General features: G+C 36.4%; 10 protein-coding genes. 4 read left to right on the top strand and 6 right to left on the bottom strand.

Annotated elements, in window-relative coordinates; all coding sequences use genetic code 11:
• Positions 1-154: 154 nt before the first annotated feature.
• The 3 genes from B3C16_RS11860 to rho form a co-directional block, all read right to left on the bottom strand.
• Positions 155-790: a hypothetical protein gene (locus tag B3C16_RS11860; protein ID WP_291131933.1), complete on the bottom strand. Its 636-nt coding sequence runs from the start codon at positions 788-790 to the stop codon at positions 155-157.
• Between the two features lie 85 nt (positions 791-875).
• Positions 876-1775 (bottom strand): EamA family transporter, encoded by a 900-nt coding sequence (locus tag B3C16_RS11865; RefSeq protein WP_291131935.1) that lies wholly within the window; start codon positions 1773-1775, stop codon positions 876-878.
• Positions 1776-1903: 128 nt separating this feature from the next.
• Positions 1904-3748, bottom strand: coding sequence for a transcription termination factor Rho (gene rho / locus B3C16_RS11870; protein WP_291131937.1), 1845 nt, complete (start codon positions 3746-3748; stop codon positions 1904-1906).
• 187 nt (positions 3749-3935) lie between these two features.
• Between rho and B3C16_RS11875 the strand changes: the two genes are divergently transcribed.
• Positions 3936-4343: a DUF4293 family protein gene (locus tag B3C16_RS11875; protein WP_121313450.1), complete on the top strand. Its 408-nt coding sequence runs from the start codon at positions 3936-3938 to the stop codon at positions 4341-4343.
• Between the two features lie 173 nt (positions 4344-4516).
• Here the strand turns inward: B3C16_RS11875 and B3C16_RS11880 are convergent, their stop codons facing one another.
• A complete protein-coding gene (locus B3C16_RS11880) occupies positions 4517-5011 on the bottom strand; it encodes a metallophosphoesterase family protein (RefSeq protein ID WP_291131939.1) in 495 nt (164 codons plus the stop codon).
• 134 nt (positions 5012-5145) lie between these two features.
• Here B3C16_RS11880 and truA point away from each other — a divergent pair, with 134 nt between their 5' ends.
• The 3 genes from truA to lpdA all read left to right on the top strand — a co-directional run bounded on the left by truA (position 5146) and on the right by lpdA (position 9171).
• Entirely contained in the window at positions 5146-5913 is a 768-nt protein-coding gene (gene truA / locus B3C16_RS11885; RefSeq protein ID WP_291131941.1) for a tRNA pseudouridine(38-40) synthase TruA, read from the top strand.
• A 1-nt stretch (position 5914) separates the two neighbouring features.
• Positions 5915-7669, top strand: a complete 1755-nt coding sequence (locus tag B3C16_RS11890; RefSeq protein WP_291131943.1) for an ABC transporter ATP-binding protein — start codon at positions 5915-5917, stop codon at positions 7667-7669.
• Positions 7670-7782: 113 nt separating this feature from the next.
• Entirely contained in the window at positions 7783-9171 is a 1389-nt protein-coding gene (lpdA, locus tag B3C16_RS11895) for a dihydrolipoyl dehydrogenase (protein WP_291131945.1), read from the top strand.
• A gap of 70 nt (positions 9172-9241) precedes the next feature.
• Here the strand turns inward: lpdA and B3C16_RS11900 are convergent, their stop codons facing one another.
• Together B3C16_RS11900 and gyrA are read right to left on the bottom strand one after the other, a co-directional pair.
• Positions 9242-10558: a tetratricopeptide repeat protein gene (locus tag B3C16_RS11900; RefSeq protein WP_291131947.1), complete on the bottom strand. Its 1317-nt coding sequence runs from the start codon at positions 10556-10558 to the stop codon at positions 9242-9244.
• Between the two features lie 16 nt (positions 10559-10574).
• Positions 10575-13142 carry a DNA gyrase subunit A gene (gene gyrA, locus B3C16_RS11905; protein ID WP_121313438.1) on the bottom strand — a complete coding sequence of 856 codons (2568 nt, stop codon included), beginning with the start codon at positions 13140-13142 and terminating at the stop codon, positions 10575-10577.
• Positions 13143-13336 lie beyond the last annotated feature (194 nt).

The raw sequence follows: 13336 nt of genomic DNA on the forward strand, positions 1-13336 counted from the left end.
TATTCCTCTACGAGTGAATAGTACTTTGTGTTGTACGATTTCGAGAATGACAACTATTGTGCCAAGCGCCCATTAGGAATAAATTGTCAGTTTTGGGTAAATTAGGCTGACAAGATGACATTTTAGTTGGGAGTTTGGAGTTGGAAGTAGGAAGTTATGTCTTGATTTTATTGGGTTTTGAATAATAGAAAAGGAGTAAATTAGTTATGATAAAAGCGTAGTAACCCCATTTGATTTGGCGGATATCTTCGAATAAACCTTCTAGAAAAATACAAATTATAGTAATTGCCAATAAAACTAAGTTTGTAATTGACAATTTATAAATCCAATTTGTCTTTTTGGAAAAGGAAAACAACAAGCCCATTATTGTAACAAGAACAATAAAACTAAAGCACAAATTCTTAAGTTGAAAGAAAATAACTTTATATCCTTCTTTTTTTAGTTCGGTTTTAAATTCATTATAATCAAACTCAAAAAAAGCATTAATATTTGTTTTGGTAAACTCAAAAGCATTTTCAGAATCATCGTCATCTATGAACTCATATGCTTCATAAAAAATAGATGGTTCATAATTCTCAACCGAATTACTTATCGTGTCAATTTGAACTTTACTAATCTCTGTTGTATCAATTTTTACAGTGTCAACTTCTACCACTGTTGTATCAACTGATGCTGCATCCACAGATTCAATTTGCTTCATTCTTTGACCATTGCACGAATCATAAAACGGCGCCAACAATAATAAAAAACCTAATAAGGATAACAAACGGAGTGTTCTGGTAGTTTTCATAAAAGAGCGCAATTGGGGTTCTTAAGCCAATCTTAAGAAAGCTTACCAAAGCTTGTGCCAAAAAATCTAACGCTTAAGTTTAGTATTATCTCTCATCCACCATTTTCCTCTTAAACAAGATTCTTTCATTAAAAATAACGATCGATATCAAAATTAAGCTGAAGGAAATAATATGCGCCGTTGTCATTTTTTCATGGAAATAAAATATACCCAACAAGAAGTTGATTAACGGATTGGTGTACATCAATATTCCAACCGCCGAGGAATTCATGCCTTTTAAAGCATACAAATTCAGAAACAACGGAATGATGGTAAACAATACTACAATTACAATCATCAGTATATAGAATATCGATTCGTTTGGTGTGGTTCCGCTATACAGTGGAAAAAACGGTGCTAACACTACGGAAGCAATGGTCATTTGAATAGACAACACGATGAACTTATCAAACAGGTTATTCTTTCGTTGACTGATTAAATACAAAGCAAACGTAACGGCAATAATCAAGCTGTAAATCAATCCCGTTAAATCACCATAGGATAAAATCGTGCAACTTATTAAACACAAAACCACCGAAAACCATTGCCAGAAACTCAGCTTTTCTTTTAAGATAAAAAAAGCCAAAATAGTAGTGATAATGGGGCAAATCAGGTAAGCAAAAGAAGCCGAATTCAGACTCACATGGTTAAGGGCGAACATAAAAAGATACCAATTCAGCACCAATAAAAATCCGCCTACAACCGTTAAAGTCAAGAACTTTCTTTTATCTTTTTGACTCAATGACCTAAACACTTTTACATTTTCTTTGACAACATCATATCTAAACGAAACATTAATTAACAATAGTAAAGCCGTAGCTAAAAAAACTCTGTAAAATAAGATGTCCAACGACGGATAATCGTGAAGCGGTTTTAGTGCCAAACTAAAAAATCCCCAAATAGTAAAAGCGGATAAAGCAGACAGGTAATATTTATTGATTTGCACGAAGTAAATTTTAATTTCATTCCGTTCGACCTTCGGTCTCGGGTGCTGTAAAAGTAAAGAATGAAAATGTTGCATTATGATAAATATTTGCTAAAAAAAATCCCAACCGTTAAGTTGGGATTCAATATTTAATCGTTCATCGAAATGAGGAACTCATCGTTATTTCGGGTCTTCTTAATCTTATCATTAATGGTATCCATCGCTTCTACCGGATTCATATCAGCTAAGAACTTGCGCAAAATCCACATTCTTTGTAGTGTTTTTTCGTCTAACAATAAATCATCACGACGCGTACTGGATGAAGTCAAATCGATAGCCGGGAAAATTCTGCGGTTCGCAATTTTTCTGTCCAATTGTAACTCCATGTTACCTGTTCCTTTAAATTCTTCGAAAATTACTTCGTCCATCTTAGAACCGGTTTCCGTTAAAGCAGTTGCGATGATACTGAGTGAACCACCGTTTTCTACGTTACGAGCCGCACCGAAGAAACGTTTTGGTTTTTGTAACGCATTCGCATCAACTCCACCCGAAAGTACTTTACCGGATGCCGGTTGCACCGTATTGTATGCTCTGGCCAAACGCGTAATCGAATCCAACAAAATCACTACATCATGACCACATTCTACCAAACGTTTTGATTTCTCTAAAACAATATTGGCAATTTTTACGTGTTCCATCGGTTCTCTGTCGAAAGTAGAAGCAATTACTTCACCACGAACACTACGTTGCATATCGGTAACTTCTTCCGGACGTTCGTCAATTAGTAACACTATCAAATAAACTTCAGGATGATTGGCCGCAATGGCATTGGCAATGTCTTTTAACAACATTGTTTTACCTGTTTTGGGTTGGGCCACAATCATACCGCGTTGTCCTTTACCGATTGGCGAAAACAAATCGATTACTCTGGTGGAAACGCTGGCTTGTTTATCGGCTATATTGAATTTTTCTTTTGGAAAAATTGGCGTTAAGTGTTCGAAGGAAACTCTATCTCTAACGACTTGCGGATCATGTCCATTGATTTTTAAAACGCGAACCAATGGGAAGAATTTTTCACCTTCTTTAGGCGGACGTACTACTCCTTTTACGGTATCACCGGTTTTCAAACCAAATAATCTGATTTGAGAAGTCGATAAATAAATATCATCCGGAGAAGCTAAGTAGTTATAATCAGAAGAGCGCAAGAAACCGTAGCCATCAGGCATCATTTCTAAAACACCTTCACTTTCAATAATGCCGTCAAATTCATAATCTGAATCGCGGAAATTACTATGTTTTTTCCCTTTAAAATTAGGGTTGTTATTGTTTGCATTACCGTTACCGTTACCGTTACCATTTTGGTTTACTTCGTCAGTTCGCTTGCGCTCGTGTGGATTTTGGTTTGGGTTTTTAGGCTTTTGCAGACGGTTACCATCCTTATTTTGGTTTGGATTGGCTTCCGATTGCTGCGCCTGTTCGCTATCGCTTGGGACTTCAACAGCCGGTTGCTTTTCTTCAACTTCACTATCGCTTGATTGCTGTGAAGATATATTACCGGGTTTAGCTTCGTTCTGTTCGGCTCCGCCTCGAGTTTTTTTATCGAAAGGTTTTTTAAACTTAGGGTTTTTGCTTTCAAAAGCCGGCTTTTGCTCCGCCCGTTGGCTATCGCTCGGGGCTTCGGCTACGACCACTATCGGTTCCTCATTGGCAAACAAATCATTTTGATTGGTTTCAGGTGCTTTTTTGGTTTCAGGCGTAATTCGGGCGCGTTTACTTTTATTATCAACTGCTGCTTTTTGCTTAGCCAATTCGCTATCATTCTGGTCTGAAGTAACTTTGGGTTTCTCTTCGGTTACAGTATTGTTTTGGTGTTCCAAAATTTTTGCAATTAGCGTATCTTTTTTGGCACCGGTGACTTTAATGGTTTTTGCCAACTTGGCAATGTCTTGAAGCTCAGAAAGCTTCATTTCTTTTAAGGCGGAAATATCAAACATCAATATTGTTTTGATTTAAATTTGTTTTTTGGAAAATACTACAAATGTGGGTAGAAAATATTGGTATAGAAAAGTCCGAAGATGAAGTACTTGCGGATTTGTTATGCAATAATACAAATAAATTTTTACCATGCAATAGTATTTTTTAAAAAGAAACTATATTTTTGTACAACATTTTTCAAGAACTATGTTTAGAATACAGACTTATTATTTGATAGCTTGCCTAATCGTAACTGGTGTTTTACCATTTGTGTTTCCTTTGTGGAATGACGCATCGGGTAAATCAATCTATTTTATGATGGATATTGCTTACACCGCGCTATTCGGATTGAGCAGCACGCTGTCATTATTGAGCATTTTATCACACGCAAAAAGACAACAACAATTTGTCATGGGCAGATTGAATATCATATTGAATTTAATTTTATTAGGATTATTTGTGTACCGAACACTAACTGCATCTGGAGAAGCTATTGTTTCTGAGAAAGGTGTTGGGATGTTCTTACCTATTCTTTCTATCGTACTTTTGGTTTTGGCCAACAAAGCCATCAAAAAGGATGAAGATCTCGTAAAATCTGTGGATCGATTGCGATAAACCTATAAACTTAGTTTTTTAGTGCTGCGAAAAACCCGTCTCGTTAAACAGACGGGTTTTTTATTGAATCATTTATATTAAACACAGATTACACACCCGAGCGAAGCGAACTGACGAAGTAAATTTTTACAAATTAATAATTAAACAGAAATCTGTGAAATCTGTGTTTAAAACTACTTCTTCCCTATTTCAATAATCTCCAAATTCTGAATTTTATCGCCATCAATTTCGAAACGCAACATCGTTCGCACCTGATGAAATCCATAAATCCCACATGCACCGGGATTCATATGTAATAAATTGAGTTTTTTATCAAATTGGACTTTTAGTATGTGCGAATGCCCACAAATGAATAGCTTCGGTGGATTGGTTTGAATTTCAGTTCGAATGGCCTGATTGTATTTTCCGGGATAACCGCCAATATGAGTTATCCAAACGTCAACACCTTCACAAAAAAAACGATTGTTCAACGGAAATTCCATTCGGGCTTTGTCATCGTCTATGTTGCCGTAAACCGCTCGTAAAGGTTTTATTGCTTTGATGGTATCTGTCACTTTCAAATCACCAATATCTCCGGCATGCCAGACTTCATCAGCTTGGTGAATATATTTCAAAATAGTATCATCAATATGACTATGGGTATCGGAAAGTAATAGGATTTTTTTCAAGGTAAAAGGTACTGAGGTGCTGAGGCACTAAGGTTTTGAGGTTACAAATATAATCAATGAAATTATGAAAACTTTAAACATCCAATTTAAAATCCTTTGTACCTTTGCACCTCATAAAACTAGGAACATCCACATTGAGATATTTTATTGAATTAGCTTATAAAGGAACAAATTACCACGGTTGGCAGTACCAACCCGATGCAAGTTCCGTACAAGAAACACTCAATAAGGCTTTATCCATCATTCTAAAAAAAGAGATTGATATTGTTGGTGCAGGCCGAACCGATACCGGCGTTCATGCCAAAAAAATGTATGCGCATTTTGATTATGAAACCGATATCGACAGTAAACTCATAGTTCACAAACTCAATTCTTTTTTACCCAAAGACATAGTCATTTTTGATATCCTAAAAGTACACGATGATGCTCATGCCCGTTTCGATGCTACGAAACGAACTTATGAATACCACATTCACACTTTCAAAGATGCTTTTGAAAACGACGGGAGTTGGTTGCACCAATTGCCTTTGGATGTAGACAAAATGAACAGAGCGTGCCAAATCCTTTTCAAGTATACTGACTTTGAATGTTTTTCTAAAACCAATACAGACGTCAGAACGTTTAATTGTGTTATTTTTGAAGCACACTGGCAACAACTCGAGCCAAAGGCGAACAGGACGGAGTCAAACGGCAACAAATTAGTTTTCACCATTGCCGCTGATCGCTTTTTACGCAATATGGTTCGTGCCATTGTCGGAACCATGATTAATATCGGTTTGGGCAAAATAAACTTAGAAGATTTTGAAAAAATTATTGAAAGTAAAGACCGAGGTCAAGCGGGATTTTCTGTGCCTGCGCACGGTTTGTACCTAACCCAAATTGATTACGACTATATAAAATAATATGCAAGCAAAAGCATTCGATACTAATTTATTCAAACGCATTTTAAAATACACCAAGCCTTATAAAAAAAGGTATTACGGTGTGATTTTGTTTGCCGTATTGCTTTCCGTTTTTGCAGCACTTCGTCCTTATTTGTTAAAACAAACCGTTGATGAATATATAGCACCGAAGGACGAACACGGTTTATTGTTTTATGTAACCATTATGGGTGTTGTGTTGATTTTAGAAACCCTATCCCAATTCTATTTTGTGTATTGGGCGAATTGGTTAGGACAAGATATTATTAAAGACATTCGAACCAAGTTATTCAAGCACATGCTCAGTTTCAGAATGAAATATTTTGACCATGCACCTGTCGGACAATTGGTAACCCGTTCTGTATCTGATATTGAACAAATTGCTCGTATTTTTAGCCAAGGTTTATTCATGATCATCAGTGACATGTTGAAAATGATTGTGGTACTGATTTTTATGTTTTATATGAACTGGCGACTGACCTGGATAGTGATTTTGGCGATGCCAATTTTAGTCTATATCACTAGAATCTTTCAGCGAAAAATGCAAGTGGCTTTTGAAGATGTTCGAAATCAGGTGGCCAATATGAATACGTTTGTACAAGAGCGCGTTACCGGAATGAAAATCGTTCAGCTTTTCAACCGCGAAGAAATCGAATACGAAAAATTTAAGGAAATCAACCAAAAGCACAACAAAGCTTGGATTAAAACCATTTTATACAACTCCATCTTCTTCCCTATTGCCGATATCATTTCGTCATTAACGTTAGGCGCCGTGGTACTTTATGGCGGTTTTCATATTTTAGATGGTGATAAGTTTACCACTTTTGGTGATTTGTTTTCCTATACAATGTTCATCGGGATGTTGTTTAACCCATTGCGTCAAATTGCAGATAAATTCAACGAGATGCAAATGGGAATGATAGCCGCCAATCGTGTTTTTGACATTTTAGACACCGACAAAGACGTTCAGGAAGACGGAAGTGTTGTGGCCAGCCATTTCAAAGGCAATATCCGATTTGAGAATGTTCGATTTGGTTATAATGATAAAGAAGAAGTATTAAAAGGTATCAATCTAAACGTTAAAGCAGGTGAAACTATCGCTATCGTTGGTGCCACCGGTGCCGGAAAATCTACCATTATCAATTTGCTGAATCGTTTTTATGAAATTAATTCGGGGACAATTTATGTCGATGACCAAAATATTAACGACTTCCAATTGGAAAGCTTACGCCAACAAATTGCCATCGTTTTACAAGATGTTTTTCTTTTTGCCGATACGATTCACAACAACATTACGCTGAACAATCCGAATATTTCACGTGAAGAAGTTGTTGAAGCTGCGAAAAAAATCGGCGTTCATAAATTCATCAAAACACTGCCCGGTGGTTATGATTATGACGTTAAAGAACGAGGTGTGATGTTGTCTTCCGGCCAACGTCAATTGATTGCTTTTCTTAGGGCTTATGTGAGTAATCCGAGTATTTTGATTTTAGACGAAGCGACTTCATCCATTGATACGTATAGCGAGGAGTTAATCCAAAAAGCGACTGAGCGAATCACCCAAGGCAGAACTTCTATCATCATTGCACACCGTTTGGCTACCATTATAAATGCAGATAAAATCATTGTGATGGACAAAGGCCAAATTGTAGAAGAAGGAACACATCAGGAATTGGTCAACAAAGCACAAGGTTATTACAAAAATTTATACGATTCACAGTTTGCCGTAGAAAGCTAAATTTTCAAAATAATTCCGTAAATTCGCAATCTCAAATAATCAAATAAATTTTATAAAAATAGCAAGAACATTAGCGACTGCATTTTTACGTTAAATAAATAATTACAAAAAAAATGAAATACGATATTATTGTTTTAGGAAGTGGTCCGGGCGGTTATGTAACTGCAATCCGTGCATCACAATTAGGCTTTAAAGTAGCCGTTATCGAAAAAGAAAACCTTGGTGGGATTTGTTTGAATTGGGGTTGTATTCCAACGAAAGCACTTTTAAAATCGGCTCAGGTTTTTGATTACCTAAAACATGCTTCAGATTATGGTTTGACCGTAAAGGAATTTGACAAAGATTTCAACGCTGTTATCGCTCGTTCTCGTGGCGTTGCTGACGGCATGAGCAAAGGTGTTCAATTCTTAATGAAGAAAAACAAAATTGATGTAATCGATGGTTTTGGAAAAGTAAAACCGGGTAAAAAAGTTGATGTAACGGCTGCAGACGGAAAAGTAACTGAATATACTGCTGACCATATTATCATTGCCACCGGAGCTCGTTCCAGAGAATTGCCAAATCTTCCGCAGGATGGTGTAAAAGTAATTGGTTACCGTCAAGCAATGACTTTACCAACACAACCAAAGAAAATGATTGTAGTAGGTTCAGGCGCCATTGGTGTTGAATTTGCTCACTTTTATAACTCGATGGGAACCGAAGTTACTATTGTGGAGTTTATGCCCAATGTAGTTCCGGTTGAAGACGAAGACATCTCAAAGCAATTTGAGCGTTCGTTAAAAAAATCGGGCATTACGGTAATGACGAATTCCTCTGTAGAAAGAATTGACACTACAGGAAAAGGTGTAAAAGCCTTTGTAAAAACAGCTAAAGGCGAAGAAGTTTTAGAAGCTGATATTTTACTTTCTGCGGTTGGGATCAAAACCAATATTGAAAACATAGGATTAGAAGAAACCGGAATTAAAACCGATAAAGATAAAATTTTAGTCAACGATTTTTACCAAACTAACGTTCCGGGTTACTATGCTATTGGTGATGTAACGCCAGGACAAGCTTTGGCTCACGTTGCTTCAGCAGAAGGAATTCTTTGTGTGGAAAAAATCAAAGGTTTGCATGTTGAGCCCTTAGATTACGGCAACATTCCGGGTTGTACTTATGCAACGCCTGAAATTGCTTCTGTAGGTATGACTGAAAAACAAGCCAAAGAAAAAGGATACGAATTAAAAATTGGTAAATTCCCTTTCACTGCTTCAGGTAAAGCGAAAGCCGCCGGAACTCCGGATGGTTTTGTCAAAGTAATTTTTGATGCCAAATATGGCGAATGGTTAGGTTGTCACATGATTGGTGCCGGTGTAACCGATATGATTGCGGAAGCAGTTGTAGCTCGTAAATTAGAAACTACAGGACACGAAATTTTAAAAGCGGTTCATCCACATCCAACGATGAGTGAAGCGGTGATGGAAGCGGTAGCCGATGCTTATGGAGAAGTGATTCACTTATAGTATTCGAAAAAATAAAGCATAAAAAAACCATCCGATATTGGATGGTTTTTTTATTAAATCAATTGAAAGATTACATTTTAGCTTTCAAAGCTTTGTACTTATCAGTCATTTCCAAAGCATTGTAAACACTTAACAATGTCTTTTTAGCCGGTTCATTGGTAGGCTCTAATTCTACCGCTTTTTCAAGATGAGGCAAAATCAATTTGAAATTATCTTCTCTTAATTTTTTAATCACTTCGTAACGTTTGTTGTCTTTTTCAGAAGTACCTAATTTGTTTAATTCAGTAACCCATTTTTCGTCAGCTCTTAATTTTAATTCGGCTAAATTCAAATGAGCATTGAAATAATTAGGGTTAATTTCTAAAGCTCTTTTATAGTGTTTTTCAGCTTCGTCTGACTTATTCGCATTGGCACTGATTACGCCTAAATTGAATACCAAATCTACATTATTAGGATTCTTACTAAGTGCTTCATTAGCTAATTTTGAATAGGTTTCAAAATCATTCATTTTTAAATACAAATCGGCTTCCGTCAATATCAAAGATGTGTCTTCCGGATTGGCCTGACGTGCTTCTTGAACTGCAGCTTTAGCTTCTTCTACTTTGCCTTTTTGCACCAATATCAACGCAATATTTTTGAAAATTTCACCACGTTTTGATTCGGTTTTCTCATCTCTAGGTTTTGAATGCGTTTTTGTAGTATTTACAGAAATATCACGAAGGCTTTTGTTATTTCCAAAATTTTCTTCTTGCTTTAAAGAATTGTTAAAGGCATAATAAAGAGTCCCTTCACCAGTATAATTAAGGGCTTTTAATTCACTGTAGTATTGGAAAGCTTTGTCATAATTAGCAGCACTAACAGCATAACTCGCAGCGAAAAATAATTTGTCTGCATCTTTTTTATCTAAAAGGTACAAAGAGTACAATACATCCGAAGCTTCTTGGAATTTTTGTTGTTGACCCAAAGCAATCGCCAAATTGATAATATCAGATTTATACAACTCTACTTTTTTCAAAATATCATCAGTATAAACTTTTTTACCGGTCTTTTTCTCATATTCTAAAGTACCATTCAGTCCTTTCTCAATATCAACAACCGTTTTGGCACTCACTACTTGGGCTTTTTGAGCTTCTGTAACAGTTGGTCCAAAAGACATAATCTCTACCAAAGGCAACATGGCTTTGTAAAATCCGGCTGAAACTTTATCGCCTTCTTCAGTAGCCAATCCTTCAAGTCTTGCCAAAGTACTTTTATACTCTATGACATCACCCGGTTTAGGCGCTTCTTTGGTATAAATTTTCTTTAACGTCTTAAGCTCGTCTTTTTGAGCAAAAGCGGAAACAGAAACTAGTATTGTTGAAGCCAATACAATGTGTTTAATTTTCATGTGGTATTATTTTAAATTATTCTTGAGTTTCTTCCTGACTGTCTTCAGAAGTTTCGGCATCGTTACTTTCTTCGGCCTCAACACCGTCAACGATTTCTCCTTCTACATCTTCCACTTCGTCTTCTTTCATTACTTTGGTTACTGCTGCAATCGAATCATTTCCTTTGATATTAATCAAACGAACTCCTTGTGTAGCTCTTCCCATAACTCTTAAATCAGACACTTCCATTCTGATGGTCAATCCTGATTTGTTGATAATCATCAAATCATCTTCATCAGTCACGGCATTAATAGAAATTAACGCTCCGGTTTTTTCAGTGATGTTTAAGGTTTTAACTCCTTTTCCACCTCTGTTGGTGATACGGTAAACATCTTCTCCATCTTCATCTACCAACTTCGTTCTTTTTCCGTAACCATTTTCAGTTACTACTAAAAGTTGCGTATCATTGATGTCATCTTTGTTGACAGAAACCATACCAATTACTTCATCTTTATCGTCAGCTAAGGTAATTCCACGTACTCCGGAAGCGGTTCTTCCCATTGGACGCGTTTTCCCTTCTTCGAAACGAACCAACTTACCTGATTTCACCGCCACTAAAACTTGGCTTTCTCCATTGGTCAATTTGGCTTCCATTAATTCATCATCTTCTCTAATCGTAATGGCATTGATACCATTTTGACGCGGACGTGAATATTGTTCCAACGGTGTTTTCTTCACTTGACCTTGTTTGGTCGCCATGATTACATAATGACTATTGATGTATTCTTCGTCTTTTAAGTCTTGCGTGCAAATGAAAGCTTTTACTTTATCATCACTTTCGATGTTGATTAAGTTTTGAATCGCACGACCTTTGCTCGTTTTGCTTCCTTCAGGAATTTCGTAAACGCGCATCCAGAAACATTTTCCTTTTTGCGTGAAGAATAACAAGTATTGGTGATTGGTTGCCACGAATAAATGTTCCAAAAAATCTTGGTCACGAGTACCGGCACTTTTTTGTCCAACGCCACCTCTATTCTGCGTTTTGTATTCTGATAAATTAGTACGTTTGATATAACCGGCGTGAGAAATTGTGATTACTACATTTTCATCGGCAATCAAATCCTCGATACTCACATCGCCACCGGAATATTCAATTACAGAACGACGAGCATCACCATATTTATCTCTTATTTCTACTAATTCATCTTTAATCAATTGCATTCTTAATTCTTTACTTGCCAATAAATCTTTCAAGTGTTGAATTAACTTCATGATTTCATCGTATTCCGCTCTTAACTTGTCTTGTTCCAGACCGGTTAATTGACGCAAACGCATTTCAACAATCGCACGCGCTTGGATTTCAGATAAAGTAAAACGCTCAATCAATTTGGTTCTTGCTTCATCACCGTCTTTCGATGAACGAATCAATGCAATTACTTCGTCAATATTATCTGAAGCAATGATTAACCCTTCTAAAATATGCGCTCTTTCTTCCGCTTTGCGCAATTCAAAATTCGTTCTTCTGATGACAACATCATGACGGTGTTCAACGAAATAATGGATTAATTCTTTTACGTTCAACATTTGAGGCCTTCCGTTTACCAATGCGATATTGTTTACACTGAAAGAAGACTGCAATGAGGTAAATTTGTAAAGTGTATTTAAAACCACATTTGGAACCGCGTCACGTTTCAATTCGTAAACGATACGCATTCCGTTTCTATCCGATTCGTCACGAATATTGGAAATACCTTCAATCTTTTTGTCATTGATCAAATCGGCAGTTTTTTTAATCATGTCTGCCTTGTTGACTTGGTATGGAATTTCAGAAACAATAATTGCTTCTCTTCCATTGGATTCTTCAAAAGCAACTTTGGCACGAATCACAATTCTACCACGTCCTGTTTTGAAAGCTTCACGAACACCTTCATAACCATAAATCACACCTCCGGTTGGAAAATCCGGTGCTTTGATATGTGTGATTAATTCGTCAATTTCTATATCATTATTGTCAATGTACGCTAAAGTACCATCAATTACTTCTGTTAAATTGTGCGGCGCCATATTGGTCGCCATACCAACAGCAATACCGGATGCTCCGTTAATCAATAAATTCGGAACTCTGGTTGGCATTACCTTTGGCTCATATAAAGTATCGTCAAAGTTCAATTGGAAATCAACTGTCTCTTTGTCGATATCTGCCATAATGTCCTCTGACATTTTTTTCATTCTGGCTTCCGTGTAACGCATCGCTGCAGGACTATCGCCATCAACAGATCCAAAGTTACCTTGACCGTCAATTAATAAATAACGCAAACTCCATTCTTGTGCCATACGAACCATGGCGTCATAAACTGAAGTATCGCCGTGCGGGTGATATTTACCCAATACTTCTCCAACAATTCTTGCGGATTTTTTGTGAGCTCTATTTGAAAAAACGCCTAAATCATACATTCCATATAACACTCTTCGGTGTACCGGCTTTAAACCGTCACGCACGTCAGGTAGCGCTCTTGAGACAATTACAGACATCGAATAATCGATGTAAGCTGATTTCATTTCATCTTCGATGTTAATAGGAATTAACTTTTCTCCGTCAGACATATTTTATAAATTATTAATAAAAAATTAGTTTAAATTCAAAACGTGCTAATATAGAATATTTATAGCTTTTAGTACTAATTTTAGCCCACAAATTTCAATGATTTATTAACAAAATAGGCTCTTTTTTTGGTTAATAAAATAGTTACACCACTACTTTTATTATTGGCTTTTTTTTTGTCAATTAGCTGACAGTA

This window comes from Flavobacterium sp. UBA7682 (genome assembly GCF_002482945.1).
GTDB lineage: Bacteria > Bacteroidota > Bacteroidia > Flavobacteriales > Flavobacteriaceae > Flavobacterium.

Excerpts from the sequence above, each read along its gene's own strand:
- B3C16_RS11860 (WP_291131933.1), bottom strand. The coding sequence starts at position 790 with ATGAAAACTACCAGAACACTCCGTTTGTTATCCTTATTAGGTTTTTTA.
- rho (WP_291131937.1), bottom strand. The coding sequence starts at position 3,748 with ATGTTTGATATTTCCGCCTTAAAAGAAATGAAGCTTTCTGAGCTTCAA.
- B3C16_RS11875 (WP_121313450.1), top strand. The coding sequence starts at position 3,936 with ATGTTTAGAATACAGACTTATTATTTGATAGCTTGCCTAATCGTAACT.
- B3C16_RS11890 (WP_291131943.1), top strand. The coding sequence starts at position 5,915 with ATGCAAGCAAAAGCATTCGATACTAATTTATTCAAACGCATTTTAAAA.
- lpdA (WP_291131945.1), top strand. The coding sequence starts at position 7,783 with ATGAAATACGATATTATTGTTTTAGGAAGTGGTCCGGGCGGTTATGTA.
- B3C16_RS11900 (WP_291131947.1), bottom strand. The coding sequence starts at position 10,558 with ATGAAAATTAAACACATTGTATTGGCTTCAACAATACTAGTTTCTGTT.
- gyrA (WP_121313438.1), bottom strand. The coding sequence starts at position 13,142 with ATGTCTGACGGAGAAAAGTTAATTCCTATTAACATCGAAGATGAAATG.